Below are 26,072 nucleotides of genomic sequence, written 5' to 3' on the forward strand. Positions count from 1 at the left end.
CGTATCTGGTGGGCATCAGTTCGATGGATGGGCGGTGGCCCGCAGCCGTTCGCGCAGCCGTTCGGCTAGGTTCGGGAAGGCGCGGGGCGCGGCTTCGCGGCGCGGCGCGGCCCAAATCGGGCTGGGGAAGTGGGCGTCGTCTTCAAAGCGAGGGATCACGTGCCAGTGCAGGTGCGGCACCATATTGCCCAGGCTGGCCAGATTGATCTTGGCCGGTTGCAGCAGCTCGCGCAGCGCCGTTTCGGTGCGGTAGACCCAGTCCATCAGGTGGGCGCGGTCTGCGGGCGAGAGGTCGGTCATTTCGGCGGCGTGGGCCTGCCAGATGACGCGGCAGAAGCCGGGATAGCCGGGCTCATCCACCAGAACAACGCGGAGCCGCGCGTCCTGGAACAGCAATTCGCCGGCCGGCGCGCGGCACAATTCGCAATCCATGGTTTGCTTTCGTTCTAACGGTTTGTTGATTCTACCCCCGCTATGCGCAATGGGGCAGTCATGGCGGTCTGTTATACTGATGGAGTCGGCCTTGCCGATGGGTGTTCCAGAATCATAACCAGCCGGGAATCATCGTGAGTTTCGTCAACAGCCTCTTCGTCATCGCCATCCTGATCGCCGCCAGCGCTTTCTTTTCTATTTCGGAAATCTCGCTGGCCGCCGCGCGCAAGATCAAGCTGCGGCAACTGGCGGAAGAGGGCAATCACAATGCCGAACGGGTGCTGGAGCTGCAGGACCAGCCCGGCTATTTCTTCACCGTGGTGCAAATTGGGCTCAACGCCGTGGCCATCCTGGCCGGTATCCTGGGCGAGGCGGCGTTCACGCCTTACTTCGCCACCCTGCTGCATCTGCTGACGCCGGCGGAGTGGGTGGAACATCTCAGCTTCATCCTGTCCTTCGTTTCCGTCACCGCGCTGTTCGTGCTGTTTGCCGACCTGATGCCCAAGCGGCTGGGCATGGTGGCGCCGGAGCGCATCGCGCTGATGGTGGTGCGGCCCATGCTGTTTTGCGTCGCCTTGTTCCGCCCCTTGGTGTGGCTGTTCAACGGCCTGGCCAATGTGTTCTTCCGCATGCTGGGGGTGCCGACCGCGCGGCCGGAAGACCTGACCCCGGCCGACCTGCTGGCGATGATGGACGCCGGCGCAGAGGCCGGCGTGCTGCAGCAACGCGAGCATCATCTGATTGAAAACGTGTTCGAGCTGGAAAGCCGCACCGTGCCGTCGTCGATGACGGCGCGCGAGAGCATCGTCTATTTCACGCTGCACGAGGATGAAGCCAGCATCAAGCAGAAGATCGCCGAACATCCGCATACCAAGTTCCTGGTGTGCGACGGCGTGATCGACTCGGTGATCGGCTATGTCGATTCCAAGGACATCCTGATGCGGCTGATCAACCAGCAGAGCCTGTCGATGAAGCGCGAGCTGACGATACGCAATGTGCTGATCATCCCGGATTCGCTGACGCTGTCCGAGCTGCTGGAGCGCTTCAAGGCCTCGCGCGAGGACTTCGCCGTGGTGATGAACGAATACGCGCTGGTGGTGGGCGTGATCACGCTGAACGACCTGATGAGCACGGTGATGGGCGATCTGGTCAGCCAGTTCCAGGAAGAGCAGATCGTGCGCCGCGACGACCGCTCCTGGCTGGTGGACGGCGCCACGCCGGTGGAGGACGTGTTGCGCGCGCTGGATATCGAGTCCTTCCCCGACGACGAGAACTACGAAACCATCGCCGGCTTCATGATGTATATGCTGCGCCGCATCCCCAAACGCACGGACAGCGTGGAGTTCGAGGGCTACAAGTTCGAGGTGGTGGACATAGACAACTACCGCATCGACCAGCTGCTGGTGACCCTGATTCCGCCCGCTCCGGCCGAGGCCGAGTCCGCCCGCTGACATTACGAATGGTTACACCCGCTTACACGCGGCTCACAGACGGGGTGGGGGGGCCTGCCTAAGATGGTTTCAAGGATGCGCCGCGCGGCGCGCCAGACAACGATCCCCCACCTTGATTCGGGAGACTGACCATGAAGAAACTGACCGCCCTCCTGCTGGCCGCCACCCTGGGCCTGGCTTCCGTCGCCACCTACGCCGCCGACGCTTCGGCCCCGGCCGCCATGCATCACCACAAGGCCAAGCATCACAAGAAGCACCATGCCAAGAAGGCCGGCTCCGAGCCCGCCGCGCAAAAGGCCCAGGCCGCCAAGAAGCCTCATCACAAGAAGCATCACCACCACAAGCACCACCCGATGAAAAAGGCGGGCTGAGCGGCGGGGCTGTCCCGATAACGGCAAAAGGAGGCGCAAGCCTCCTTTTTCTTTTCTGGAAACGAATGGCGGCGTGCAAACTGTACGAAATGACAGGTAAGTGATTCTCCCCTTGTATTCAACTACAGATATTCGATGCTGATACCAATGTAATACCACATGATGATTTCATGTCGGAGATTGCAGGCGTCACCGGGCGATATGCCGCCTCACCATCGATACAGAGGAGAAGACCATGATGCATTTTTCGTTGTCGCGCACGCTGCTGGCCGTCGGCGCCGCCTTCGCGCTGACCCAGGCGGTATACGCCGCGCCCACTTGCGCGGCCTGGAGCAGCGGCCAGGTTTACAACGCGGGCGACTACGCCACGTTTAATGGCAAAACCTGGCGCGCCAGCTGGTGGACTCAGGGCGAGCAGCCGGGCAGCAGCCAGTGGGGCGCCTGGCAGGAGCGGCCGGCCAGCGAATGCACGCCGGGCACGCCCAGCGATCCGAACCAGCCGGGCAACGGCGTGCCGCCGGAACCCAAACCGACGGTCGGCCGCAATGTCGGCTCCTACTTCACGCAATGGGGCATCTACCAGCGCAATTACAAGGTCAGCGATCTGGTCAAGTCCGGCGGCGACAAGCAGCTGACCTTCCTGAACTACGCTTTCGGCAACGTCTACGCTAACGGCCAGTGCGGCATGGTCACCAAGGCGGAAAACGGCAATGGCGACGGCGGCGACGCCTGGGCAGATTACCAGCGCTCCTTCGCCGCCAACGAGTCGGTGGACGGCAAGGCCGACAGCTGGAACGATCCGCTGCGCGGCAACTTCAACCAGCTGCGCAAGCTGAAACTGGCCAATCCGCAGCTGAAAGTGTTGATATCGCTGGGCGGCTGGACCTGGTCCAAGAACTTCGGCAAAGTCGCCGCCACCGATGCCGGGCGCAAGGCGCTGGTCAGCTCCTGCATCGACCTCTATATCAAGGGCAACCTGCCCAAGGGCGAGGATGCCGGCGGTCCGGGCGCGGCGCTGGGCGTGTTCGACGGCTTCGACATCGACTGGGAATACCCGGGCGGCGGCGGCCTGCCGACCAATACGGTCGACCCTAACGACAAGCAGAACTTCACCTTGCTGATGGCGGAGTTCCGCAACCAGCTCAACGCCTTGTCCACGGCCAACAAGCGCCGCTATTACCTGACCGCGGCCATAGGCTCCGGCGTCGACAAGATCCGCAACACCGAGCCGGACAAGTACAGCGCGTATCTGGACTGGATCAATGTGATGACCTACGACTTCCACGGCGGCTGGGAGGCCAAGGGGCCGACCAACTTCCAATCCAACCTCTATCGCGATCCGGCCGCGCCGGTGACCGGCGATCAGGTCTACTACAACGTCGACGACGCGGTGAAGACCCTGGTCAATGCCGGCGTGCCGCGCGCCAAGATCAACGTCGGCCTGCCGTTCTACGGCCGCGGCTGGGCCGGCGTGGCGGCGGGGCCTAAGGGCGATGGCCTGTATCAAGTAGCCACCGGTCCGGCCAAGGGCACCTACGAGCAGGGCATAGAAGACTACCGCGTGCTGGTGGGCCGCAACGCCAAGCAGTTCTCCAACCCGGTGGCCAAGCAGTTCTGGACCTATGACGGCAACGAGTTCTGGAGCTATGACGATCCGGCCACCCTGCGCGGCAAGCTGGATTATGTGCGCCAGCAGCAGCTGGGCGGCGTGTTCAGCTGGTCGTTGGACGGCGACGACGCGCAAGCCACCTTGCTGAAGACCAGCGCCGAGGTGCGGCAGGACGCGGCGACGGCGGCCAAGTTCCGCGCGGCGACGGCCGCCAAGGGCAAGGCGGCTAAGAAGCAGTAAGGCGGCAGGCAGGCAAAACGGCGGGGAAACCCGCCGTTTTCGCGTTTATGGCCAACAGATTACAGCTCTGCCGCCGGCAACACGCGCAGCGGCTTGGGGGTGGCGCTGGTGTGGCTCCAGGCGGTATTGAAGTGGTCTACTACTTGCTCCCCGCTCAGGGAGAACCAGCCGCAGCTGGTGTGGCCATCGGCGATCACGTTGACCTGGTAGCCGCGCGACACCGCGTTGCGCAAGGTGCTGTCCACGCAGAAGTCGGTGGCGGCGCCGCCTATCCATAATTTTTCCACGCCGCGTTCGGACAGCCGCTGGGCCAGATCGGTCTCGCAAAAGCTGTCGCCGTAGCGCTTGAATACGAGCAGGTCGCCATCCTGGCGCGCCAGCTTCGGATGCAGCTGCCAGGCTGCCGAGCCGTGCGGCAGGTCGGCCTCCTCGTGCTGGACGAAGATCACCGGCATGCCGCGCTGGCGCGCTTTGGCGATGGCGAGGTTGAGATGGTCCAGCACGCTGTCCAAGCGAGCGGCGCGCGGTTCGCCTTCGACGACGCCGACTTGGACGTCGATGATCAACAGGGCGGTATCGGACATATGGCTTCTCCAGTAGGGCGCGCGCGACTGGGCGCGGCGTTTCAGATCAGGGCTTCAGGGTTCAATACGTGTTGGGTGTCGCCATCGAAGAAGCGGACCGCGTTGCGGTAGGCGATTTCCAGGTACTGGCGGTAGCTGGCTTCTTCGGCATAGCCCAGATGGGGCGCGCACAGCACATTGGCGCGGCGCAGCAAGGGGTGGTCCGCGTCGTAGATCGGCTCCTGCTCGAACACGTCCAGCGCGGCGAAACCGGGACGGCCGGCGTCCAGCGCCGCCTCCAGCGCGCCGGGCGCGATCAGCTCGGCGCGGCTGATGTTGACCAGCAGCGCGTCGGGCTTCATCGCGGCCAGATCGGCCGCCGTCACATTGGCCTCGGTGGCGGGAACCAGACGCTGGTGCAGACTGAGGACGTCGGACTCGGCGAAGAAGGCCTCGCGGCTAGCCGCCGCGAGATAACCTAGCTCCCGGGCTTCTTCGCGCGCGCGCTCGCTGCCCCAGACCAGGATCTCCATGCCGAAGGCGCGGCCGTAGCCGGCCACCAGCTTGCCTATCTTGCCGAAGCCGAGTATGCCCAGCGTCGCGCCGCGCACCGCGCGTCCGACCGGGCCTTGCCATTGGCCGGCGCGCAGACTGTCGACATTCTCGACCAGCCGGCGCCGCGCCGCCATGATCAAGAGCCAGGTCAGCTCGGCTGGCGCGTAGGGCGAGCCGCTGCCCTCCACCACGGCCACGCCGGCGCGGCTGCAGGCGGCCACGTCGATATTGCGCGCGAGCTTGCCGGTCTGGCTGACCAGGCGCAGCCGCGGCATTCTGGCCAGCAGCGCCTCGTCCACCACGGTGCGCTCCCGTATCAGCAGCAGCGCTTCGGCCCGGGCCAGCGCGGCGTCGGCGCCGGGCGCGCGCGCCAGGTCGCCCAGGCTGCGGCAGACGTAGCCGGGGTCGCCGTGCAGTTCGGCCAGGCTGGGGCCGATGTTCTGGTAGTCGTCGGGGATCAGCAGCTGGATGGCGGGCATGGGATTTCCTGAGGGGCTTAGCCGCGCATGGGCATGGCCAGGTATTGAAAGTGCGGATCGTCGGGATTGGTGATCAGCATGCCGCGCTGGCCCTGTCCCAGGCCGAAGCGCAGCTGTTCCGCTTGTTGAGACTGCAACACATCCTGCAGATAGCCGAGGTTGAAGCTTGCCTGCAGCGGCGCGCCTTGCCAGTCCAGCGGCAGCGTTTCTTCCGCTTCTTCCAGCTCGGCGTTATGGCAGCGCAGGGCCAGCTGGCCGGGACGGATCGCCAGCTCCAGCTGGCGGAACTTGGCGTGGGCCAGCACGGCCACGCGCTGCACCGCTTCCAGTAAGGCCTGGCGGGGCAGGGTCAGTTCGCAGTCGTGATGGTCCGGCAGCAGGCGCAGATAATCCGGGGCGCGCGCGTCCACCAGTTTGGCGCGCAGCTGGGTGTCGCCCAGCTGGCAGTGCAGCTGCTTCTCGCCCAGGCTTAGCTGGAGCGGCGCGGTTTGTTCGCCCAGCAGCTTGTGCAAGGCCAGCGCGGCCTTGCGCGGCAGGAGCAGTTTTCTCTCCGCATGCGCGCCGGCCAAGGGGTAGCGCTGGATGGCCAGGCGCACGCCGTCGGAGGCGATCAGCTTCAGCTCCCCGGCGTCCAGTTGCAGCAGCAAGGCGTTCAGGTAGGGGCGGATGTCGCCGCCGGCCATCGCGTACAGCACCTGGTCCAGCTTGTGTTTGAGTTCGGCCGGATTCAGTTCGATTGCCGCGGATGCGGCACCGTCCGGCGTCAGCAGGGGAAAGTCCTCGGCCGGCAGGGTTTGCAGCTGGAAGCGGCTGCCGGCGGCCAAGAGCAACAATTGTCCGCCCTGGCGCTTCAGCTGCAGCCCGCAGCCAGCCGGCAGCGCGCGCAGGATGTCCAGCAGCTTGCGGGCGGGCACGCATAGGCGGAAAGCTTGCTCGGCCCGGATGGCGCGCCGGCTCTCTACCTGGATTTCCAGATCGCTGGCGGTGAGCGTCAGGTTTTCGCCGTCGGCCGCCAGCAAAGCGTGGGACAGTATGGGCAGAGTGTGGCGGCGCTCCACCACGCCGCAGACGGCGGCCAGCGGGGCGAGCAGGGTATCTCGGTCGGCGCGCAGCAGCATGTCCGGCTCCAGCATGAAGGAGCCGAAATTTTATCACAATGGACTATGCGTTTGTTCTTTGCTGGCGCGCCGCTCGTTCGTGTCTGGCTCGGTATTAACGGATGGGAATGTATAGCTCGGTCAGTGAATCGGGGTGGTCCGGCGCGAGGAAGCGCTCGTCCATGTATTCGAACTCTATGCCCTCGGCGGCTTCCAGCCCGGCCGCCGGCAGCCAGCTGCCGTGTATGGCCTGGAAGGTGGCGGGCAGGCCGCTGACCGGGCCGACGTGGCGGAAGCGGGCGTAACGCTGGGCCGGCACCTCCACGGCGGTCATGCCGTCCGGCACCGGCGCGTCCGGCGGGCTTTGCAGCGCGGCCAGGTAGCGCCAGCCGCCGTCCGGCAAGGGCTGGCACAGGCCGTAGCTGCTGCCGGGGCGGGCGTCGGCGATTTCATGCTCGCGTTGCAGGAAGCGTTGCCACAGGGCCGGGATGTCGCCTTCGTCCTGGGGGCTCCAGGCGAGGCCGACGACGCGGAAGGCGGGCAGGTTGACGATGTCGGGTGTTTGCATGATGGTCTGGCTCCATTCGGTTTGCGTGAGATGGCGCTCGATGCGCGCGATCCGCTGCCGCCGCTCCTCGATTTCTCCCTGCAGCCGTGCGGCGTGTTCGCGTAGCGCTTGGCGTAGGGTTTCCTCATCGGCGCCGCGCAGCCGGGCGATGTCGTCCAGCGACAGGCCCAGCTCGCGCAGCATGACGATGCGGCCCAGCTCCGCCACCTGCGCCGGCAGGTAGTAGCGGTAGCCGTTGTCGCGGCCGGTGAGGGCCGGGCTGAACAGGCCTATGCTGTCGTAATGGCGCAGCGTCTTGGTGCTGAGGCCGTGGCAGCGGGCCAGTTGTCCGATGGTGAGCATGAGTTTGAGGAATGAGCGACGGATGACGCCAGTGTGGACCTTGCCCCAAGGGCAAGGTCAAGGCCGGCCTCTCCCGCCAGGAAGAAGCCGGGCATGCGTTTACAACAAGACGCGCTCGACGCCGCCGTCGCGGGCGCGGGCCACGTATTCCGGCAGCCAGTTTTCGCCCAGGATGTGGCGGGCGATCTCCACCACGATGTAGTCGGCCTCGGTGCCGGTATCGTCGTTGTAGCGCGACAGGCCCTGCAGGCAGGACGGGCAGGAGGTGAGGATCTTCACCGGCTGGGCGGGCGGCTGGCCGCCGGTCAGCGCTTGCAGGTTCTTGTTGATCTCTTCTTCCTTGCGCGCGCGCACCTGGGTGGCGATGTCCGGCCGGCTGGCGGCGAAGGTGCCGGCCTCGCCGCAGCAGCGGTCGGTCAGCGGCACGCCGCCGCCCATCAGCTCGTTGACCACCTTCAGCGGCTGGTGGGTCTTCATCGGCGTGTGGCAGGGGTCGTGGTACAGATACTGTTGGCCTTCGATGCCGTCCAGCTTCACGCCCTTCTCCATCAGGTATTCATGGATGTCGATGACGCGGCAGCCGGGGAAGATGTCCTCGAAGCGGTAGTGCGCCAGCTGGTCGAAACAGGTGCCGCAGCTGACCACCACGGTCTTGATGTCCAGGTAGTTCAGCGTGTTGGCCACGCGGTGGAACAGCACCCGGTTCTCGGTGGTGATGGCGTCGCCCTTGTCCTGGTAGCCGGCGCTGGTCTGCGGGTAGCCGCAGCACAGATAGCCCGGCGGCAGCACGGTCTGCGCGCCGACATGCCACAGCATGGCCTGGGTGGCGAGGCCCACCTGGCTGAACAGCCGCTCCGAGCCGCAGCCGGGGAAGTAGAACACCGCCTCGGCGTCTTCGGCCGCCTTGGGGTTGCGGATCACCGGCACCACGTGCGGATCTTCCACGTCCAGCAGCGCGCGCGCGGTTTTTTTCGGCAGGCCGCCCGGCATCGGCCGGTTGATGAAATGGATCACCTGCTGCTTGATCGGCGCCGGGCCGACGGTGGACGGCGGCTGCTTCTTCTGGCCGCCGATCAACCCAAGCCGCTTGCCGAACTGGTTGCCCAGGCGCTGCGCCTTGTAGCCGACGCCGACCAAGCCGGCGCGTATCGTCTTGACCGTGGCCGGGTCCTTGGCGGTGAGGAAGGCCATGCCCAGCGCGGTGCCGGGGTTGAACTTCTTCTTGCCGGCCTTGCGCAGGAAGTTGCGCATGGCCACCGACACATCGCCGAAGTCTATCTTGACCGGACAGGGCTTGACGCAGCGGTGGCACACCGTGCAGTGGTCGGCCACGTCGGACAGCTCCTCGAAGTGCTTGAGGCTGACGCCGCGGCGGGTTTGCTCCTCGTATAGGAAGGCTTCGGTCAACAGGCCGACGCCGAGTATCTTGTTGCGCGGGGAGTAGAGCAGGTTGGCGCGCGGCACGTGGGTGGAGCACACCGGCTTGCACTTGCCGCAGCGCAGGCAGTCCTTGATCGAGTTGTTGATTTCGCCGATGTCGGACTGCTCCAGGATCAGCGACTCCGCGCCCAGCAGCGAGAACGACGGGGTGTAGGCCAGCGCCAGGTCCGCGCCCGGCAAGAGCTTGCCGCGGTTGAAGTGGCCATTGGGGTCCACTTGAGCCTTGTAGGCGCGGAAGGGGGCGATTTCGTCGTCGCGGAGGAATTCCAGCTTGGTGATGCCGATGCCGTGCTCGCCGGAGATGACGCCGCCCAAGGAACGGGCCAGCGCCATGATGCGCACCACCGCCTGGTGGGCGGTTTGCAGCATGCGGTAGTTGTCGGAGTTGACCGGCAGGTTGGTGTGGACGTTGCCGTCGCCGGCGTGCATGTGCAGCGCCACGAACACCCGGCCGCGCAGCACGTGCTGCTGCAGCTCGCGGATGGCGGCGCGGATGCCGGCGGCGGCGCTGCCGGAGAAGATCTGTTCCAGCTCGGCCAGCACTTCGCGTTTCCAGCTGACGCGCAGGACGAAGTCGCGCAACGCGTGGAATACGGTGGCCGGTTGCGCGGCGCGGTCTTCCAGCGGCGCGTCCGGCCAGCGGCCCGCGTATTCGTGGAAGGGCGCGTCCATATTGTCCAGCAGCCACTGCCAACGGTCGCGGTTGACGGCCAGCATGGACAGCGCGGCGGCGCGGCGGTCGCCGATCAGCTCTTCCGACGGCAGGTTGGTGTCCATCTTGTCCACCGGCAGCCGGCCGTGGAAGTACTCGGTCAGCGTGTCCAGCAGTTCTATCTTGTTGGCGATGGACAGCTCGATATTGATGCGCTCGATGCCGTCGCTGTAGTCGCCGAGGCGCGGCAGCGGGATCACCACGTCCTCGTTGATCTTGAAGGCGTTGGTGTGCTTGGCGATGGCGGCGGTGCGGCTGCGGTCCAGCCAGAAGGTCTTGCGCGCCTCCGGCGTCACCGCGATGAAGCCTTCGCCGTGGCGGGCGTTGGCGATGCGCACCACCTGGCTGGCGGCTTCCGCCACCGCGTTTTCGTCGTCGGACACGATGTCGGCGATCAGCACCATCTTGGGCCGGCCCTTGCTCTTGGCCTTGGTGGCGTAGCCGACGGCGCGCACATAGCGCCAGTCCAGGTGCTCCAGGCCGGCCAGCTGTACGCCGGCCGCAAGGCAAGCGCCGCCCGGCTTGAACAGGTCGGTGATCTCCACGATGGCCGGCGTGGCCTCGGCCACGGTGCCGAAGAACTCCAGGCAGACGGTGCGGGTATGACCGGGCATCTTGTGCAGCACGAAGCGGGCGCTGGTGATGATGCCGTCGCAGCCTTCCTTCTGCACGCCGGGCAGGCCGGCCAGGAATTTGTCGGTGACGTCCTTGCCCAGGCCCACTTTGCGGAAGGCGCTGCCGGGGATGATCAGCTCGCGGCTGCTTTCCACCGTCTGGCCGTCGTCGGCCAGCCGCGACACGCGGAAACGCGCTTCTTCCACGTCGTGGATCTTGCCGTAGTTGTGTCCGATGCGTTCCACCAGCTGCCAATGGCCGTTCGGGTCCACCATTTTCCAGCTGGCCAGATTGTCCAGCGTGGTGCCCCACAGCACGGCCTTCTTGCCGCCGGCGTTCATGGCGATATTGCCGCCGATACAGGAGGCTTCGGCCGAGGTGGGGTCCACCGCGAATACCAGTCCGGCGGCGGCAGCGGCCTCGGACACGCGGGCGGTGACTACGCCGGCGCCGCAGGAAATGGTGGCGCGCGGGCCCGAGAGCCCCGGCAGCTCGATGTGCTCGACGCCCAGGTGGCGATCCAGTTTTTCGGTGTTGATCACCGCGCTCATGCGGTCCAGCGGCACCGCGCCGCCGGTGTAGCCGGTGCCGCCGCCGCGCGGGATGATGGTGAGTCCCAGCTCGATGCAGGCGCGCACCAGCGGCGCCATCTCAGCCTCGTTGTCCGGGCTCAGCACCACGAAGGGGTATTCCACGCGCCAGTCGGTGGCGTCGGTGACGTGGGCCACGCGCGACAGGCCGTCGAACAGAATGTTGTCGCGGCGGGTCAGCCGGCTCAGCTTTTTCAGCACGCGGGCGCGCAGCTCGCGCGTGTCGTCGAACTGGCGGGCGAAGGCGTCCACCGCCTCGCGCGCGGCGGCTATCATCAGCTGCACCTTGTCGTTGCCGTCGCGGCGCTTTTCGATCTCGGCCAGGCGGTGGCGCATCGCCTCCACCAGCGCGGACAGGCGCTTGGGATTGTCCAGCAGATCGTCCACCAGATAGGGATTGCGGTCCACCACCCAGATATCGCCCAGCACCTCGAACAGCATCCGCGCGGAGCGGCCGGTCTTGCGCTGGCCGCGCAAGTCGTCCAGCAGTCTCCACATCGGTTCGCCTAACAGGCGAATCACGATTTCGCGGTCGGAATACGAGGTGTAGTTGTACGGGATCTCCCGCAGGCGCTGTTCGCTGGTGATGGCTGTCATTGTCCGCAAGCTGGCTTTTATTAGAGGAATGTCTGCCAGTGTAGCGTAATTGTTGCGATGCGAAAAACCCGACTTGAACAGGGATTTTCCCTCTTTAGATCAAGAGATTGTGGGCGGCATGCGCGCGCATCATGGCGCTTTTTTTGTATATTTTATTCAATGCCCCCGTATGGCGCGCGCCGCCTTTTCGTCATTTTGCTTTTGCTTAGGATATGACTATGAGTTTTTCTATTTACGGCTGGCGGGCGTTTTTGGGTAAGCTAGCGTTTTTGAACCTTTCCCGGCCGGGAAAGCGCACGATTGAGAAGGATAATGACTATGTGGAAGAAGATTCTGTTGATGTTGTTGCTGGTGTCGTCGCTGAGCGGCTGCGGCTACAACGCCATGCAAGCGCAGGACGAGGCGGCTAACGCCGCCTGGTCCGAGGTGCTGAACCAATACCAGCGCCGCGCCGACCTGATTCCCAATCTGGTGAAGACGGTGCAGGGCTACGCCAAGCATGAGAAGGAGGTGCTGACCCAGGTGACGGAGGCGCGCGCCCGCGTCGGCAGCATCCAGATGGATGCCGATTCGGCCACCGACGAGAACAAGCTCAAGCAATTCTCCGCCGCGCAGAATCAACTGGGTTCGGCGCTGTCCCGCCTGTTGGTGGTGTCGGAAAACTACCCGCAACTGAAGGCCGATCAGTCCTTCCGCGATTTGCAGGCGCAGCTGGAGGGCACGGAAAACCGCATCGCCCTGGCGCGCAAGCGTTATATCGACGCGGTGCAATACTACAACAGCACTGTGCGCAGCTTCCCCAATAACCTGACCGCCAAGATGTTCAACCTGAAGACGCGCCCGAATTTCACCGTGGAAAACGAGAAGGCGATCTCCGCGCCGCCGCAGGTGAGCTTCGACGAGCAGGGCAAGTAAGATGCGCCGCGCATGGGTCTGGCTGGTTTTCGCGCTGTGCTTGCTGGCGGGCGTGGCGCGGGCCGAGGTGGCGGTGCCGCCGCCCAGCTCGCCGGTGATAGACCAGGCGGCTTTCCTGAGCGCGGACGAGCGCGGCCAGCTGGAGAAGCAGCTGCTGGACTTCCATCAGCGCAAGGGCAGCCAGCTGGCGGTGCTGATCGTGCCGTCGGTGGCCCCGGAAACGCCGTTCGACTACGGCACGCGGGTGATGGACAGCTGGAAGCTGGGACGCAAGGGTGTAGACGATGGCGTGCTGCTGCTGATCGTGACCGATGCGCACAAGACCCAGCTGCTGGTGGGCCGCGGCCTGGAGGGCGCGATTCCGGACATCTACGCCAAGCGCATCCTGCAGGACACCTTGCGCCCCTTGTTCAAACAGGGCCTGCGCCTGCAGGGCCTGCAGGCCGCCGCGACGCAGATAGAGGGCTTGATCGACGGCGAAAAACTGCCGGAACCGAAGCGACAGGCCACGCAAGACGGTGGCTGGGAAGACAGCTGGCCGTTGCTGGCCTTCTTCCTGCTGATGGGGTCCGGCCTGGCCGGCAAGCTGTTTGGCCGCTTGATCGGCAGCTTCATCATCGGCAGCCTCAGCATCGCGCTGTCCTTGCTGCTGGGCGCGGGCGCGCTGATGGCCGTGCTGATAGGCGCGGTGGCGGCCGGGCTGTGCCTGGCCTTGGGCGAGCATGGCCTGTCCCTGGCCAGCTGGGGCAGTTGGGGGGGCGGCGGCGGCGGTTCTTCCGACAGCGGCAGCGGTTGGTCCGGCGGCGGGGGCGACTTTGGCGGCGGCGGCGCGTCGGGAGACTGGTGATGAATCAATGGCAAAGAGTTTGGCGCCACTTGTGCAGCACGGGCTGGCAGGCGCGCCGTCAATTCCCGGCGGCCGAATTGGCGAGGCTGGAGCGGCAGATCGCCGAGTCCGAGCGCGCGCATCGCGGCCAGTTGCGTTTCGTGGTGGAGTCCGCGCTGGACTGGCGCGCCGCCTGGCGCGGACTGAGCGCGCGGCAGCGGGCGCTGCAGTGGTTCGGCGAGCTGCGGGTGTGGGACACCGAGGAGAACACCGGCGTGCTGGTGTATCTCTTGCTGGCGGAGCGGCGCATCGAGATCGTGGCTGACCGCGGCATCAATCGCCTGGCGCCGGAGCGGGAGTGGGGCGATATCTGCGCGCAGATGCAGCAGGCTTTTGCCGCGGGCGAGCATGTGGCCGGCCTGGAGCTGGGTTTGCGGCGCATCCACGCCCTGCTGGCGCGGCATGCGCCGCGCGGCGACGCGCCCTTCGTCAATGAATTGCCTGATCAGGTGATCGTGCGCTGAGCGGCGCGGTGGATTTCAGCCGGCGGAGCGCAGCGCCAGTTGTTCCGCCAATTGCACGGCTTCGACCAGGCTGCCCGAGTCGGCGCGGCCGCTGCCGGCCAGGTCCAGTGCCGTGCCGTGGTCCACCGAGGTGCGGATGATGGGCAGGCCCAGCGTGATGTTGACGCCGGCGCCGAAGCTGGCGTGCTTGAGCACCGGCAGGCCCTGGTCGTGGTACATGGCCAGCACGGCGTCGGCCTGGGCCAGCTTGTCCAGATTGAACAGCGTGTCGGCGGGCAAGGGGCCGATCAGATTCATGCCTTCGGCGCGCAGCGTGGCCAGCGCCGGTTCGATGACGTCGATTTCTTCGCGGCCCATGTGGCCGCCTTCGCCGGCATGCGGGTTTAAGCCTGCCACCAGGATGCGCGGCGCGGCGATGCCGAATTTGCGCGTCAGGTCGGCATGCAGGATGCGGATCACCTCATGCAGCAGCGGCGCGGTGATGGCGTCGGCGACGGCGCGCAATGGCAGGTGGGTGGTGGCCAGCGCCACGCGCATGCCGCCGCCGGCCAGCATCATCACCACCTTCTTCGTTCCGGTGCGTTCGGCCAGGTATTCGGTGTGGCCGGAAAACGGCACGCCGGCCTCGTTGATCACGCCCTTGTGCACCGGCGCGGTGACCATGGCGGCGAATTCGCCGGACACGCAGCCGTCTATCGCCGCGTCCAGCGTGGCCAGCACATAGCGGCCGTTGGCCGGATCCAGCCGTCCGGCTTCGGCCGGCGCGGCCAGCGGCACGTGCAGCACTTCCAGCGCGCCGGCGGGGGCGGGCTGGCCGGGGCGGTAGTCCGCCAGATCGACCTTCAAACCCAGTCGCGCGGCGCGTTCCGCCAGCAGGCCGCGGTCCGCGATGACGACGCAGCGGCTATCCGGCAACAAGGCCGGCAGCCGCAGCGCCAGGTCGGGGCCGATGCCGGCCGGCTCGCCGGCGGTGACCGCCAGGACGGGGACGGGCATCACTTGTCGTCCAGATGCTCTTCGACGAAAGCGGAGTCGCGCAGCTGGCGCACCCAGTCGGCGTAGGCCTGCTCCATTTTGCGCGCGCGGATCTGTTGCTTCACCGCCATTTTCTCATGGTCGCTGGATACGTCCTGATTGCGCTTGCCTTCGACTTCGATCAAGTGCCAGCCAAACGGCGAGCGCACCGGCTGCGACAGCTGGCCCACCGGCAGCGCCACCATGGCCTTCTCGAACTCCGGCACCAGGTCGCCCGGGCTGACCCAGCCCAGGTCGCCGCCCTTGGCGTTGCTGCCGTCCTCGGAGTACAGCTTGGCCATGTCGGCGAACTTGGCGCCGCGCAGGATGCGGTCGCGCACCTGCTCGATGCGGGCCTTGGCGTCGGCCTCGGACACCGCCTCATTGGTGCGGATCAGGATGTGGCGCACATGGTATTGCTCCACCAGCATGGGCGCGCCGCCGCTGCGCTTGTCCACCAGCTGGAAGATGAAGAAGCCTTGCTGGGTGCGGATCACGTCGGTGTGGGCGCCAGTTTTCAGTTTTTCCAGCAATTGCACGAATTCCACCGGCAGCGAGGTGGCCGGGCGCCAGCCCATGTCGCCGCCCTTGAGGGCATTGGGCGCGTCGGAGTAAGTGGCGGACACCTTGGCGAAAGGCTGGCCGGCGTCGAGGTCGGCCAGCGCCTTGTGCACCTTCTGCGACAGCGCGTCGATCTGCTTGGCGTCGGCGCGTTCCGGCACGCTGACCAGCACGCTGGCCAGGTGGTATTCGGTGCGGTTGGCGCTCTGCGCGCTCTTCAGCACCTGCTCCACCTCGCTGTCGCTGACGCTGACGCGCGAGGCCACTTCGCTGTCGCGCAGGCGGGAGATGGTCAGCTCGCGGCGAATGTCGCCGCGCAGGCGGTCCATGCTGATGCCGTCGCGGGCCAGCTGCGCTTTCAGGCCGGCTTCGCTGAGCTTGTTCTGCTTGGCCAGATTGGCCACCGCCTGGTCGATGGCGGCGTCTTCGATGCGCAGGCCGCCGCTGGCGGCGTACTGCAGCTGCACTTCTTCGGTGATCATCTGTTCCAGCAGCTGGTGCGCCAGCACGTCGCGGGCCGGCGGCGTCACTTTTTGCGCCTCCAGCTGTTTGATCGCCTCGTTGACGCGCGCCTGCAGCTCCTGCCAGGTGATCACATTCTTGTTGACCACGGCGACGATGCGGTCGACTTCGCGGACCGACTGCGGGGCGGCGGGGACGGCGGGGGCCGCCAGCGCGGCTTGCGCGGCGCCGGCGATCAACAGGGCAAGCAGGGTCTTTTTCATGGTCAGGCTTTATTGCGGGTTAGTCTTGGTGTAGCCGGGAATGGCCAAGCGCAGCGTGTCCTGCACGCTGCCGCTGCCCAACGCGCCCAGCCCCCTCAGTTCCAGCTGCAGGAACCAGGCGTTCTTGGTCGTCTGCGGGTCGGTCACGTAGCGTTGTCCGAATACGCGCGCCGACCAGCAGCCATCGTTGTACTCGAAGCCGGCCAGTCGCTCAATAGGCTTGCGTTCGATCAGCGAGTAATTGTAGCGGCCGATGGCGTACCAGCGCTGGGCGATAGGCCATTGTCCGGCCACGTCCACCTGGCGCAACGGACCGGTCTCGGAGGAGGTGTCCAGCAGCTGCTCGTTGCGGCCGTAGCGGTAACGCACGCTGGCCACCTTGCCCGGCGCCGGGCTGTAGCGCATCTGGACGTTGTAGCGTTCGGTGACGCCCAGCTCCTGGTTGTACTGGTAGCTGCTGTCGAAGCGCCATGTCCGGCTCAGGTCCCCCGCGGCGCTGAGCAGCAGGTCGGAGCTGGGCTGGTTGGCGCTCTGGGTGATGTCGTCCTTGAAGTAGAAGCGCTTGCCCACGGCCAGGCGCAGCCGCTCCAGGCCGTTGGTCTGGTCGATGAAGCGGCTGGTCAGGGCGGTGGTGAGCTGGTCGGCGCCGTTGATGCGGTCGTAGCCGGAAAAGCGGTTCTCGGTGAACAGCTGGGCGAAGTTCAAGTCGTTGACCGAGGTGTCGAACAGCGGAATCTTGCTCTGGTCCTTGTTCGGGATGCTGACGTAGAACAGCCGCGGCTCCAGCGTCATCAGATGGTCTTTGCCCAGAAAGTTGGTGTCGCGGTCGAAGTAGAGGCCGGCGTCGGTGCTGAAAATGGGCAGGGAGCGGGTTTGCGTGCTTCGCGCCGTGCCTTGAAAGGCGTTCAGATTGTATTCCGTGAAATTGACGCCCAGCTTGGGCCGGATGAAGCCCCAGCTGCGGTCGAAATTCCAGCTTACGCTGGGATAGGCGACGACGCGGTCGCCGGTCTGCAAGCTGGGATGGTCGAAGCGCGTCAGATCGGTGATCAGATTGGCGCTGAAGCCGGCCGGCAGGTTTTGATTGGCCACGAAGGACAGCTGCGGCATCCGCGCATACGGGATGTCGCCCGGCTGCGGATTGAGCGTCAGGTTCTGGTAGTGCTGCACGCGCAGCGTGGCGGTGCCGGAGCCGCCGCGCCATCCCAGCCCGTAGTTCAGCGCCGCTTCCTGGTTCAGGTTGACGTTGGAGGCGATGGCCACCTGGTCGCCGAAGTCGGTGAAGTAGGTGCGGTCGGAAACGGCGCTGTAGTTGAGGTAAAAGCTCAGGCCATGGCCCAGGTTCTGCGAGTGGGTCACGTACCAGGCATTGCGCGCCGAGTCGGTCACCTTGTCGTGCGGCAGCTGCTCGGTGTAGATGCTGCCGCTGTAGTCGGGCTGCAGGTAGCGGAACTCGCCGGACAGCATGTTGCCGTGCTTGGTGTTGAAGTGCGGCGTGATGGTGGCGTCGTAGTTGGGCGCGATGTTCCAGTAATACGGCAGCGAGAATTCGGTGCCGGCGCTGCCGGTCTTGAAGGTGGGTGTCAGGAAGCCGGACTTGCGGTTGCCGTTCAGCGGGAAATCCAGCCACGGCGTGTACAGCAGCGGCACGCCGTAGAACTGCATCCAAGCATGGCGCGCCACGCCGACGCCGCGGTTGTAATCGAGGTCCGTGCTGCCGGCATGCAGATACCAGGCATCGTCGCCGGGGTCGCAGGTGGTCATGCGGCTGCCGTAGACGCGGTATTGGTTCTGGCCCTGGAAATCTATCTGCCGCGCGTCGCCGCGCATGGTGATGGCGGGCGCGCCGGCCGCCGGCTTGCCCTCGCCATGCGGCGACATGGAGAACACGGGCTGCATGCCGGTGCCGGTGTAATTATCCATGTCGTAGTCCAGCGTGGTGCCGGTGATGACATCCTTGCCGCGCGTCAGGCGGAAGTGGTCGCCCGCCTTGGCGCGATTCTTCTCCTGGTAGTAATCGAGCCAGTTCGATTCCATTTTCTGGTCGTCGCGCGTCACCACCACTTGACCCTTGGCGTGCAGGACCACCTCGTTCTCGCCGTCGATGTGGTCGGCGGTGACGACGGCCTGGCCCGTCTGCGGCTTGGGCGTGGGCAGGGCGATGGGGGCGGAGGCGTCGGCGCGCGCCGCCTGGGCGTTAAGGGCGAAGGCGGCGGCGAGGGCCAGCGCCAGCGTAGTCGGTTTTGGTTTGGGCATGCACAAAGCCATATCGTGGGGGCTAGTGGGCGGTATAAAATCGCTCAATTCTATCAGCACCACGACAAAGCGACATGCAAAGACTGGAACAGCTCAAGAAATGGCTGGCGGAGCAATATCCTGGCGACGCCATCCAGGTTGAATTCGCCGCCGCCGACGCAGACTTCCGCCGCTACTTCCGCGCGATCTGGCCGGACGGCGCCACGCGCATCGTGATGGACGCGCCGCCGGAGCATATCGGCACCGACGCCTACGTCAACGTGCGCGACATCTTCTCCATGGTCAACGTGCCCCGGCTGGAGAAGCGCGACCGCGAGCAGGGCTTCATCGTGATGGAAGACCTGGGCAAGGTGACTTACCTGGCCGCGCTGCAGCACGACGAGCGCCCGCTGGTGCACCGCCACCTGCTGGAAGAGGCGCTGGATACCCTGGTGGCGATTCAGCAGGCCAGCCGGCCGGATGTGTTGCCGGAATACGACGAAGCGCTGCTGACGCGCGAATTGAACCTGTTTCCGGAATGGTTCTGCGCCAAGGAGCTGGGCAAGCCGCTCAACTTCAAGCAGCGCCAATTGTGGGACGCCGGCGTCAAGGCTTTGTTGCCCGAGCTGCTGGCCCAGCCCAAGGTTTTCGTCCATCGCGACTTCATCGTGCGCAACCTGATGCTGACCGCCGGCGCGCCCGGCGTGCTGGACTTCCAGGACGCGGTGTACGGTCCGATCAGCTACGACGCGGTGTCCTTGCTGCGGGACGCCTTCATCGAGTGGGAAGAGGAGTTTGTGCTGGACATGGCCATCCGCTACTGGGAGAAGGCGCGCGCCGCCGGCCTGCCGGTGCCGGAAGGCTTCGACGATTTCTACCGCGCCTTCGAATGGATGGGCGTGCAGCGCCATCTGAAGGTGGCCGGCATCTTCGCCCGCCTGTTCCACCGCGACGGCAAGGACAAGTACCGCGCCGAAATCCCGCGCTTCATCAAATACCTGAAGCGCACCACGCGCCGCTACAGCGAGCTGGCGCCGTTCTACCAGCTGCTGGTGGACTTGGTGGGCCGCGATGAAACCGACGAGGAGCTGCAGTCCAGCTACCCGGTGCTGGGCGTGAAGGGCAGCTGATGCGGGCGATGATACTGGCCGCGGGCCGCGGCGAACGCATGCGGCCCTTGACCGACCACACGCCCAAGCCGCTGCTGACGGCCGGCGGCAAGCCGCTGATCCAGTGGCATATCGAGCGGCTGGCCCGCGCCGGGGTGACGGAGCTGGTGATCAACCACGCCTGGTTGGGCGCGCAGATTGAAGACGTGCTGGGCGACGGCTCGCGCTTCGGGGTGTCCATCGTCTACTCGCCGGAGGGCGAGGCGCTGGAGACGGCCGGCGGCATCGCCACGGCCCTGCCGCTGCTGGGAGACGCCCCTTTCATCGTGCTCAACGGCGACGTGTTGAGCGATTTTCCGGTTCAGCGTCTGGTCGAGGCGGCTGGCCGTCTGGATGGCGAATCGACGCTGGCCCACCTGGCGCTGACGCCCAAGGCCGGCTATAAGACCGGTCGCGATCTGACCTTGCGCGCCGACGGCAAAGTCGCCGCCTGCGCGGACGGCGACACGCCGTACACCTTTTGCGGCCTGGCCGCCTACCATCCGGTCTTCTTCCGCGAGGTGAAGGCCGGTTCGGCCAGCCCCTTGCTGCCGTGGCTGTTGGCGGCGATGGAGCGGGGCCAAGTCCGCGGCGAGGTGCAACAGGGCCTGTGGCTGGACGTGGGCACGCCGGAGCGGCTGGCCGAGGCCGACCGCATCGCCGCCGGCTGGACGGCATGAGCCGGCGCATACTCGGCATCGACCCCGGCAGCCTGATCACCGGCTTCGGCGTCATCGACGTGGTGGGCAACCAGCGCCATTACGTCGCCTCAGGCGCCATCCGCACCAAGAGCGGCTCGCCGCTGGCCGAACGGGTCAAGGTGCTGGTGGACGGCATTCACCAAGTCATCGCAACCTATCAGCCCACCGAGGCGGCGCTGGAGCGCGTATTCGTCAACGTCAATCCGGCCGCCACGCTGATGCTGGGCCAGGCGCGCGGCGCCTGCATGACGGCGCTGGTGTTGAAGGATTTGCCGGTGGCGGAATACACGGCCTTGCAGGTCAAGCAGTCCGTCGTCGGCCAGGGCAAGGCGCCGAAGGAGCAGGTGCAGTACATGGTGGTGCGCATGCTCAACCTGTCCGGCACGCCGCAGGCCGACGCCGCCGACGCGCTGGCGGTGGCGCTGACCCATGCCAATCATAGCGGCGGGGCCATAGGCAAGCTGGCGCTGCGCGGCCTCAAAGTGCGGGGCGGACGGCTGGTGTAGGGCGGAAGCCCGGCGCAGCCGGGCGCTCCGCCTCTCGGCACATCCGTCTGCAAGCTCCTCTCCCCTCGCGGGAGAGGGCTTGGGGAGAGGGGGCGCTGCGGCCTTCGCGTCGGCAAGCTTGGCGGGTCGCCCCGTTGAGGCATCCGCTCTACGGCTGAATCACAACGAATACACAAGAAAGAATCATCATGATCGGACGCCTCAGCGGCAAATTGATCGAAAAGCTGCCGCCGCAGGTGGTGGTGGACGTGGGCGGCGTGGGCTATGAGGTGGATGTGCCCATGACCACGTTTTACCAGCTGCCGGCCTTGGGCCAGCCCTGCACTCTGTTCACCCATCTGGTGGTGCGCGAGGACGCCCATCTCTTGTTTGGCTTTGCCAGCAAGGACGAGCGGCAGACCTTCCGCCAATTGATCAAGGTGTCCGGTATCGGCGCCAAGATCGCGCTGGCGATTCTGTCCGGCATGACGGCGGACGAGCTGGCCATCGCCGTGGCCAGCGAGGACATCAAGCGCCTGTCCTCGGTGCCGGGCATAGGCAAGAAGACGGCGGAGCGGCTGGTGCTGGAGCTGCGCGGCAAGCTGGCCACCGGCGGCAATCTGACGGTGCCGGGCGGCCTGCCCTTCGCCGCCACGCCGGACGAGAAGAGCGACATCGTCAACGCGCTGTTGGCCCTGGGTTACAACGACAAGGAGGCGGCGGCGGCCACCAAGAGCCTGCCGGCCGATGTCACGGTCAGCGAGGGCGTGCGGCTGGCCCTGAAGAATTTGATGAAGGGCTGAGACGCGCGCATCTTGACTTGAAAGGGCGGCCCAGGCCGCCCTTGGTTGCGCACGCTCAGGCGCTTTGCGCCAGCGCGGGCGGGCGGCTTCCCGTCAGCTGCGGCCCTAGCAATTCCAGCAAGGCCGACAGCTTGTCTTCCAGCGCCTCGCGCGTCGAATCCACCAGCACCTGGGTCTGCCGCTCGATTTCCAGGTTCAGCCTGTCTCCCGGCTGTTTGACGCCCAGCGTGGTGGCGCGGCGCGTTTCCGGAACCAGCCACACTTCGAACCAGCCCTCGCGCTTGTCTATGCCGGCGATGGTCAGGCTGACGCCGTCCAGCGCCGCGTAGCCCTTGGCGAACAGATAGCGCAAGGCGCCTGCCGGCACGGTCAGCCGCAGGCACAGATTGTCGCCGTGGCGCCGAACCTGCTCCACCGTCGCCTGATAGTCGACGTGGCCGGACAGCGCGTGGCCGCCGTTCTCCGCGCCATCGGCCAGCGCGCGCTCGGCGTTGAGCGCGTCGCCCACCTGGCAAGCGGCCAGCGTGCTGGTGATCAATGTCGGCAGAATCAGGTCGAAATCCGCGTTGTCGCCGTGCGGCGGCGCGGCCACGGTCAGGCAGGCGCCGTTGACGGCGACGCTGGCGCCCTGGCGCAATCCATCGCAAAAACCGGCGGGGAAAGTCAGGGTGAGCCGCCGGCTGCCTTCGCCCTCCTGGATGGCGATGACGCGGGCGATGGCTTGGGTAATGCCGCTGAACATATCGTCTCCCCTCAAGCCTGTTCGCGTTGCAGCCATTCGGCCAGCTCGGCCACGGACAGTTGCGGCAGGCCGTGGCGCTCGGCGTAGTCCTGCACTTGCTGGCCGCGCATCATGCTGCCGTCCGGGTTCATCAGCTCGCACAGCACGCCGGCCGGGCTGAAGCCGGCCAGCCGCGCCAGCGCCACCGAGGCCTCGGTGTGGCCGCGCCGCTCCGCCAGGCCGCCGGCGCGGGCGACGATGGGGTAGACGTGGCCGGGGCGCACCAGGTCGCTCGGCTTGGCGTTCGGCGCGATGGCGGCGCGCATGGTCGTCACGCGGTCGGCGGCGGACACGCCGGTGGTGACGCCCTCGGCCGCCTCGATGGCGACGGTGAAGGCCGTGCCGTAGTGGCTGCCGTTTTCGGCGGCCATCGGCGGCAGATCCAGCTGGGCGGCGCGCTCCGGCGTGATGCACAGGCAGACGATGCCGCTGCCGTCGCGGATCATGCGCGCCATCTCGGGCACGGTGAGCGCGTCGGCGGCCAGAATCAGGTCGGCCTCGTTTTCGCGGTCCGGGTCGTCGGCGACGATGACGGGCAGGCCTTGGCGAAAGGCGTCGAGCGCGGCGTGGACGCGCAGGGAAAGGATATCGGTATGGGCGTTCATGGAAACGGTCCTCAAATGATGGATTGAGAAACACGTCCCGTGGGCGTGAAGCGGATGGCGCAAGGCCAGCCGGCGCGATAAACGCGCGGATACGACACAGCCATCCCGCCGCGGGCGCGGACGAATGGCTGCCGTCGTCTTCTTTCATCCGGACTATGACCGTCGGCTCTGGCGTTTCACCAGATCTGCTGACCCTTTGCCGTGCGGCAAAGGCGCTCGCGGGCTCGGCGCTTGCGCGCCATACCGCCGGTGGGGAATTTCACCCCGCCCCGAAGACGTTGGCCGCTACAGCGCGGCCAGCGGCGAGTATAGCGCGGTGTTAGAATGTCGGCAGCAAGATTCATCCCAAGAGTTCCCCCGATGATAGAAACTGACAAGCTGTTTGGCGCCGCGCCGGAGCGCCGCATGGTCGCCCCGCAACGCGCGTCCGACCAGGAGGAAGCGCTGGAGCGCGCGCTGCGGCCCAAGCTGCTGGACGAGTACGTGGGCCAGAAGAAGGCGCGCGAGCAGCTGGAAATCTTCATCGAGGCGGCGAAGAAGCGCGGCGAGGCGCTGGACCACGTGCTCTTGTTCGGCCCGCCTGGCCTGGGCAAGACCACGCTGGCGCATATCGTGGCGCGCGAGATGGGCGTCAACCTGCGCCAGACATCCGGCCCGGTGCTGGAGCGCGCCGGGGACCTGGCGGCGCTGTTGACTAACCTTGAGCCGCACGACGTGCTGTTCATCGACGAGATCCACCGGCTGTCCCCGGTGGTGGAGGAAATCCTCTACCCGGCGCTGGAGGACTACCAGATCGACATCATGATAGGCGAGGGGCCGGCGGCGCGGTCGGTCAAGATAGACCTGCCGCCGTTCACGCTGGTGGGCGCGACGACGCGCGCCGGCATGCTGACCAATCCGCTGCGCGACCGCTTCGGCATCGTCGCGCGGCTGGAGTTCTACACCGCCGAGGAACTGACGCGCATCGTCAGCCGCTCCGCCGGCCTGCTCAATGTGCAGCTGTCCGACAACGGCGCCTTCGAGGTGGCCAAGCGCTCGCGCGGCACGCCGCGCATCGCCAACCGGCTGCTGCGCCGGGTGCGCGACTACGCCGAGGTGAAGTCCGACGGCGTGGTGACGGCCGAGGTGGCGGACGCGGCGCTGGCCATGCTGGACGTGGACCCGGCCGGCCTGGACGTGATGGACCGCAAGCTCTTGCAGGCCATTTTGGAGAAGTTTTCCGGCGGGCCGGTGGGGCTGGACAACGTCGCCGCGGCGATAGGCGAGTCCACGGACACCATTGAAGACGTGATCGAGCCCTATTTGATCCAGCAGGGCTATCTGCAGCGCACGCCGCGCGGCCGCATGGCCACGGCGCAGGCCTATCTGCATTTCGGGCTGCCGCTGAAGGACGCCTGAGTTTGCCCGCGCGCAAACGCGGATGCCGGTGGCCGGCATGCGATTGGCGTACAATGAAAACTATTCTGCATCGTTAAGCGAGAAATCATGTTCTACGTGTTGTTCGCCACCATTCTGATCGTGGTCGTGGTGGCCGCCGTCGCCGCCGCGCGTTTCTTCGACCCCGCCGTGGCCAAGATTCTGGGCCGCACCCTGGGCCAGGACCTGGCCGAAGCCTGGCGCAAGTATGTGTTCTTCGCCATCGTGGTCAGCGGCATTTCCGGCGGCGTGCGGCCGTGGTCGCTGGAACGCTATTTGCCGCCGGCGCCGGGCAAGGGCAGCACCCAGCTGGACCTGAGCGGCCAGCGCTGGATGCTGGAATTGTTCAATGCCGGCATCGAAACCCTGCGTTCCATTGCCTGGGTGGTGCTGCTGTTCTTCCTGTGCGCCATGTTGGCCTATGTCATCATGCGCGCCGTCGAATTCCGCCGCCAGGAGGCGGAGAGCCGCCGTCCGCACGTGGACCGTTGATTAGCCGCCGACGGCGACAAAAAAAGCCCGTCCACGACAAGGTGGCGGGCTTTTTTGTCGGCTGGACTCAGCGGCCTATCTTGACCTGGGTCCACAGCCGGTTCAGCTCGCGGCGGGACTTGGCGTCCAGGTCTTTCAACGCGACGTACTTGCCCTTGGCCGGGTCCAGCATGATCACCGGATTGGCCTTGATCTGCGGCTTGAAGAAGGCTTCCGCCGCTTTGACCGGGTTGGTGGCGCCGATCTGGTTGGAGATTTCCGCCGCGTTCTTGCCGTCCAGCATGAAGTTGATGAACTTGTGCGCCAGGTCCGGACGCGGCGCGTCCTTGAGGATGGTCATATTGTCTATGGCCAGCACATTGCCCTCCTTCTGCGGCTGGTAGGCCAGCTCGAACGGCCGCTTGGCCGCCTTGGCGTCCTGCTGGGCCTGGAACAGGTCGTTGGAATAGCCCAGCGCCACCCAGATATTGCCGACGGTCAGCTCCTTGATGTAGCTCTGGTTGTTGAACGCCGCCCAGTAGGGCTTGGCCTGGCGGATCACCTCCGCCGCGGCCTTCCAGTCGGCAGGCTTGGTGGAGTTGGCGTCCTTGCCCAGATACATCAGCGCCGCGGCCATCAGCTCGCGCTGGCTGTCCAGCACCGTCACCTTGCCCTTGATCTTGGCCAATAGCGCCGGATCGAAGACCAAGGCCCAGCTATTGGCCTTGTCGGCCAGGCCGGCTTTCTTCAGCTGGGTGGCGTTGTAGCCCAGCAGCGTCAGCGAGACCACCGTGGGCGCGGCGTAACGGTTGCCGGGATCGAAGGGCTGGTTCAGCACCAGATAGCCGCCGTTCAGGTTTTTCCAATTGGGCAGCTTGGCTTTATCCAGGGGCTGCAGCTTGCCTTGCTTCAGCAGCGCGTTCACGGCGAAGGCGGTGGGAAACACCATGTCGTAGCCCTTGGCCCCGGCAGCCAGCTTGGCCAGCATTTCCTCATTGTCGCCGTAATAGTCCTGCACCAGCTTGCATTGGCAGGATTGTTCGAAGCGCTTGGCGGTGTCGGGCGACAGCGCGTTGTTCCAGTTGTAGATGTGCAGCACATCCGCGGCGAAGGCCGAACCCCAGGCTAGTGTCATCAGCGCCGTAAGAGCCAGCTTGTTCATATCTTGTCATCCTTGTGTCAGCTAAAAATGAAACCCCGG

The 26,072-nt window shown here is 66.0% G+C and carries 24 protein-coding genes and 1 riboswitch; of the genes, 12 read left to right on the plus strand and 12 right to left on the minus strand.

Annotated features, from left to right (window positions below; genetic code table 11):
- Positions 1–15: 15 nt before the first annotated feature.
- A complete protein-coding gene (locus FYK34_RS19065) occupies positions 16–432 on the minus strand; it encodes an HIT family protein (RefSeq protein ID WP_149299267.1) in 417 nt (138 codons plus the stop codon).
- A gap of 134 nt (positions 433–566) precedes the next feature.
- Between FYK34_RS19065 and FYK34_RS19070 the strand changes: the two genes are divergently transcribed.
- The 3 genes from FYK34_RS19070 (at position 567) to FYK34_RS19080 (ending at position 4,103) form a co-directional block, all read left to right on the plus strand.
- Positions 567–1,883 carry a hemolysin family protein gene (locus tag FYK34_RS19070; RefSeq protein ID WP_149299269.1) on the plus strand — a complete coding sequence of 439 codons (1,317 nt, stop codon included), beginning with the start codon at positions 567–569 and terminating at the stop codon, positions 1,881–1,883.
- Between the two features lie 131 nt (positions 1,884–2,014).
- A complete protein-coding gene (locus FYK34_RS19075) occupies positions 2,015–2,254 on the plus strand; it encodes an acid-shock protein (protein WP_149299271.1) in 240 nt (79 codons plus the stop codon).
- Between the two features lie 235 nt (positions 2,255–2,489).
- The gene (locus FYK34_RS19080) at positions 2,490–4,103 is read left to right on the plus strand and encodes a glycosyl hydrolase family 18 protein (protein WP_196782542.1); all 1,614 of its coding nucleotides are present in this window, start codon (positions 2,490–2,492) and stop codon (positions 4,101–4,103) included.
- Positions 4,104–4,162: 59 nt separating this feature from the next.
- On the opposite strand, the gene FYK34_RS19085 is transcribed toward FYK34_RS19080, so the two are convergent.
- The 5 genes from FYK34_RS19085 to FYK34_RS19105 all read right to left on the minus strand — a co-directional run bounded on the left by FYK34_RS19085 (position 4,163) and on the right by FYK34_RS19105 (position 11,661).
- A complete protein-coding gene (locus tag FYK34_RS19085; protein WP_149299273.1) occupies positions 4,163–4,687 on the minus strand; it encodes a cysteine hydrolase family protein in 525 nt (174 codons plus the stop codon).
- 41 nt (positions 4,688–4,728) lie between these two features.
- Positions 4,729–5,700 carry a D-2-hydroxyacid dehydrogenase family protein gene (locus tag FYK34_RS19090; RefSeq protein ID WP_149299275.1) on the minus strand — a complete coding sequence of 324 codons (972 nt, stop codon included), beginning with the start codon at positions 5,698–5,700 and terminating at the stop codon, positions 4,729–4,731.
- A 17-nt stretch (positions 5,701–5,717) separates the two neighbouring features.
- Positions 5,718–6,818: a DNA polymerase III subunit beta gene (gene dnaN / locus FYK34_RS19095; protein ID WP_168209809.1), complete on the minus strand. Its 1,101-nt coding sequence runs from the start codon at positions 6,816–6,818 to the stop codon at positions 5,718–5,720.
- A 94-nt stretch (positions 6,819–6,912) separates the two neighbouring features.
- Positions 6,913–7,707 carry a MerR family transcriptional regulator gene (locus FYK34_RS19100; protein WP_149299279.1) on the minus strand — a complete coding sequence of 265 codons (795 nt, stop codon included), beginning with the start codon at positions 7,705–7,707 and terminating at the stop codon, positions 6,913–6,915.
- 99 nt (positions 7,708–7,806) lie between these two features.
- Positions 7,807–11,661, minus strand: a complete 3,855-nt coding sequence (locus FYK34_RS19105; RefSeq protein WP_149299281.1) for a DUF3683 domain-containing protein — start codon at positions 11,659–11,661, stop codon at positions 7,807–7,809.
- 318 nt (positions 11,662–11,979) lie between these two features.
- On the opposite strand from FYK34_RS19105, the gene FYK34_RS19110 reads away from it, so the two are divergent.
- Genes FYK34_RS19110 through FYK34_RS19120 form a run of 3 tightly spaced genes read left to right on the plus strand, consistent with a single transcriptional unit; the run spans position 11,980 to position 13,926 of the window.
- A complete protein-coding gene (locus FYK34_RS19110) occupies positions 11,980–12,576 on the plus strand; it encodes a LemA family protein (RefSeq protein ID WP_149299283.1) in 597 nt (198 codons plus the stop codon).
- Position 12,577: 1 nt separating this feature from the next.
- Positions 12,578–13,423, plus strand: a complete 846-nt coding sequence (locus tag FYK34_RS19115; protein ID WP_149299285.1) for a TPM domain-containing protein — start codon at positions 12,578–12,580, stop codon at positions 13,421–13,423.
- Positions 13,423–13,926 (plus strand): TPM domain-containing protein, encoded by a 504-nt coding sequence (locus FYK34_RS19120; protein ID WP_149299287.1) that lies wholly within the window; start codon positions 13,423–13,425, stop codon positions 13,924–13,926. Before FYK34_RS19115 ends, FYK34_RS19120 begins: the two co-directional genes overlap by 1 nt.
- A gap of 15 nt (positions 13,927–13,941) precedes the next feature.
- On the opposite strand, the gene pdxA is transcribed toward FYK34_RS19120, so the two are convergent.
- From pdxA to FYK34_RS19135, 3 genes are read right to left on the minus strand one after another with little or no spacing between them, the layout of a single operon-like run.
- Complete coding sequence (pdxA, locus tag FYK34_RS19125) at positions 13,942–14,922, minus strand: 4-hydroxythreonine-4-phosphate dehydrogenase PdxA (RefSeq protein WP_168209810.1); 981 nt, start codon at positions 14,920–14,922, stop codon at positions 13,942–13,944.
- Complete coding sequence (locus FYK34_RS19130) at positions 14,922–16,226, minus strand: peptidylprolyl isomerase (RefSeq protein WP_174774532.1); 1,305 nt, start codon at positions 16,224–16,226, stop codon at positions 14,922–14,924. Before FYK34_RS19130 ends, pdxA begins: the two co-directional genes overlap by 1 nt.
- Positions 16,227–16,235: 9 nt before the next feature.
- Complete coding sequence (locus FYK34_RS19135; RefSeq protein ID WP_149299294.1) at positions 16,236–18,482, minus strand: LPS-assembly protein LptD; 2,247 nt, start codon at positions 18,480–18,482, stop codon at positions 16,236–16,238.
- Positions 18,483–18,556: 74 nt separating this feature from the next.
- Here FYK34_RS19135 and amgK point away from each other — a divergent pair, with 74 nt between their 5' ends.
- The 4 genes from amgK to ruvA all read left to right on the plus strand — a co-directional run bounded on the left by amgK (position 18,557) and on the right by ruvA (position 21,598).
- On the plus strand, positions 18,557–19,591 hold the full coding sequence (amgK, locus tag FYK34_RS19140) for an N-acetylmuramate/N-acetylglucosamine kinase AmgK (RefSeq protein WP_149299296.1): 1,035 nt from the start codon (positions 18,557–18,559) through the stop codon (positions 19,589–19,591).
- Positions 19,591–20,289, plus strand: a complete 699-nt coding sequence (murU, locus tag FYK34_RS19145; protein WP_149299298.1) for an N-acetylmuramate alpha-1-phosphate uridylyltransferase MurU — start codon at positions 19,591–19,593, stop codon at positions 20,287–20,289. Before amgK ends, murU begins: the two co-directional genes overlap by 1 nt.
- A complete protein-coding gene (ruvC, locus tag FYK34_RS19150) occupies positions 20,286–20,816 on the plus strand; it encodes a crossover junction endodeoxyribonuclease RuvC (protein ID WP_149299301.1) in 531 nt (176 codons plus the stop codon). Before murU ends, ruvC begins: the two co-directional genes overlap by 4 nt.
- A gap of 188 nt (positions 20,817–21,004) precedes the next feature.
- Positions 21,005–21,598 (plus strand): Holliday junction branch migration protein RuvA, encoded by a 594-nt coding sequence (gene ruvA / locus FYK34_RS19155; RefSeq protein ID WP_103901732.1) that lies wholly within the window; start codon positions 21,005–21,007, stop codon positions 21,596–21,598.
- A 55-nt stretch (positions 21,599–21,653) separates the two neighbouring features.
- Here ruvA and FYK34_RS19160 read toward each other — a convergent pair whose 3' ends face one another.
- On the minus strand, positions 21,654–22,340 hold the full coding sequence (locus tag FYK34_RS19160) for a riboflavin synthase subunit alpha (RefSeq protein ID WP_149299303.1): 687 nt from the start codon (positions 22,338–22,340) through the stop codon (positions 21,654–21,656).
- A gap of 11 nt (positions 22,341–22,351) precedes the next feature.
- Positions 22,352–22,984 carry a 3,4-dihydroxy-2-butanone-4-phosphate synthase gene (gene ribB / locus FYK34_RS19165; RefSeq protein WP_149299305.1) on the minus strand — a complete coding sequence of 211 codons (633 nt, stop codon included), beginning with the start codon at positions 22,982–22,984 and terminating at the stop codon, positions 22,352–22,354.
- Between the two features lie 132 nt (positions 22,985–23,116).
- A riboswitch (FMN riboswitch) is annotated at positions 23,117–23,265 on the minus strand.
- Positions 23,266–23,344: 79 nt separating this feature from the next.
- On the opposite strand from ribB, the gene ruvB reads away from it, so the two are divergent.
- Together ruvB and FYK34_RS19175 are read left to right on the plus strand one after the other, a co-directional pair.
- Positions 23,345–24,382 carry a Holliday junction branch migration DNA helicase RuvB gene (ruvB, locus tag FYK34_RS19170; RefSeq protein WP_149299308.1) on the plus strand — a complete coding sequence of 346 codons (1,038 nt, stop codon included), beginning with the start codon at positions 23,345–23,347 and terminating at the stop codon, positions 24,380–24,382.
- 87 nt (positions 24,383–24,469) lie between these two features.
- A complete protein-coding gene (locus FYK34_RS19175; RefSeq protein WP_149299310.1) occupies positions 24,470–24,892 on the plus strand; it encodes a hypothetical protein in 423 nt (140 codons plus the stop codon).
- Positions 24,893–24,959: 67 nt separating this feature from the next.
- Here the strand turns inward: FYK34_RS19175 and FYK34_RS19180 are convergent, their stop codons facing one another.
- Positions 24,960–26,033, minus strand: a complete 1,074-nt coding sequence (locus tag FYK34_RS19180; protein ID WP_149299312.1) for an ABC transporter substrate-binding protein — start codon at positions 26,031–26,033, stop codon at positions 24,960–24,962.
- Positions 26,034–26,072 lie beyond the last annotated feature (39 nt).

Source organism: Chromobacterium paludis, from assembly GCF_008275125.1.
Lineage (GTDB): Bacteria > Pseudomonadota > Gammaproteobacteria > Burkholderiales > Chromobacteriaceae > Chromobacterium > Chromobacterium paludis.

Excerpts from the sequence above, each read along its gene's own strand:
- amgK (WP_149299296.1), top strand. The coding sequence starts at position 18,557 with ATGCAAAGACTGGAACAGCTCAAGAAATGGCTGGCGGAGCAATATCCT.
- FYK34_RS19135 (WP_149299294.1), bottom strand. The coding sequence starts at position 18,482 with ATGCCCAAACCAAAACCGACTACGCTGGCGCTGGCCCTCGCCGCCGCC.
- FYK34_RS19105 (WP_149299281.1), bottom strand. The coding sequence starts at position 11,661 with ATGACAGCCATCACCAGCGAACAGCGCCTGCGGGAGATCCCGTACAAC.
- FYK34_RS19090 (WP_149299275.1), bottom strand. The coding sequence starts at position 5,700 with ATGCCCGCCATCCAGCTGCTGATCCCCGACGACTACCAGAACATCGGC.
- FYK34_RS19075 (WP_149299271.1), top strand. The coding sequence starts at position 2,015 with ATGAAGAAACTGACCGCCCTCCTGCTGGCCGCCACCCTGGGCCTGGCT.
- ruvB (WP_149299308.1), top strand. The coding sequence starts at position 23,345 with ATGATAGAAACTGACAAGCTGTTTGGCGCCGCGCCGGAGCGCCGCATG.
- FYK34_RS19100 (WP_149299279.1), bottom strand. The coding sequence starts at position 7,707 with ATGCTCACCATCGGACAACTGGCCCGCTGCCACGGCCTCAGCACCAAG.
- FYK34_RS19110 (WP_149299283.1), top strand. The coding sequence starts at position 11,980 with ATGTGGAAGAAGATTCTGTTGATGTTGTTGCTGGTGTCGTCGCTGAGC.
- pdxA (WP_168209810.1), bottom strand. The coding sequence starts at position 14,922 with ATGCCCGTCCCCGTCCTGGCGGTCACCGCCGGCGAGCCGGCCGGCATC.
- FYK34_RS19160 (WP_149299303.1), bottom strand. The coding sequence starts at position 22,340 with ATGTTCAGCGGCATTACCCAAGCCATCGCCCGCGTCATCGCCATCCAG.
- murU (WP_149299298.1), top strand. The coding sequence starts at position 19,591 with ATGCGGGCGATGATACTGGCCGCGGGCCGCGGCGAACGCATGCGGCCC.
- FYK34_RS19175 (WP_149299310.1), top strand. The coding sequence starts at position 24,470 with ATGTTCTACGTGTTGTTCGCCACCATTCTGATCGTGGTCGTGGTGGCC.
- ruvC (WP_149299301.1), top strand. The coding sequence starts at position 20,286 with ATGAGCCGGCGCATACTCGGCATCGACCCCGGCAGCCTGATCACCGGC.
- ribB (WP_149299305.1), bottom strand. The coding sequence starts at position 22,984 with ATGAACGCCCATACCGATATCCTTTCCCTGCGCGTCCACGCCGCGCTC.
- FYK34_RS19065 (WP_149299267.1), bottom strand. The coding sequence starts at position 432 with ATGGATTGCGAATTGTGCCGCGCGCCGGCCGGCGAATTGCTGTTCCAG.
- FYK34_RS19115 (WP_149299285.1), top strand. The coding sequence starts at position 12,578 with ATGCGCCGCGCATGGGTCTGGCTGGTTTTCGCGCTGTGCTTGCTGGCG.
- ruvA (WP_103901732.1), top strand. The coding sequence starts at position 21,005 with ATGATCGGACGCCTCAGCGGCAAATTGATCGAAAAGCTGCCGCCGCAG.
- FYK34_RS19130 (WP_174774532.1), bottom strand. The coding sequence starts at position 16,226 with ATGAAAAAGACCCTGCTTGCCCTGTTGATCGCCGGCGCCGCGCAAGCC.
- FYK34_RS19120 (WP_149299287.1), top strand. The coding sequence starts at position 13,423 with ATGAATCAATGGCAAAGAGTTTGGCGCCACTTGTGCAGCACGGGCTGG.
- FYK34_RS19085 (WP_149299273.1), bottom strand. The coding sequence starts at position 4,687 with ATGTCCGATACCGCCCTGTTGATCATCGACGTCCAAGTCGGCGTCGTC.
- FYK34_RS19180 (WP_149299312.1), bottom strand. The coding sequence starts at position 26,033 with ATGAACAAGCTGGCTCTTACGGCGCTGATGACACTAGCCTGGGGTTCG.
- FYK34_RS19080 (WP_196782542.1), top strand. The coding sequence starts at position 2,490 with ATGATGCATTTTTCGTTGTCGCGCACGCTGCTGGCCGTCGGCGCCGCC.
- dnaN (WP_168209809.1), bottom strand. The coding sequence starts at position 6,818 with ATGCTGCTGCGCGCCGACCGAGATACCCTGCTCGCCCCGCTGGCCGCC.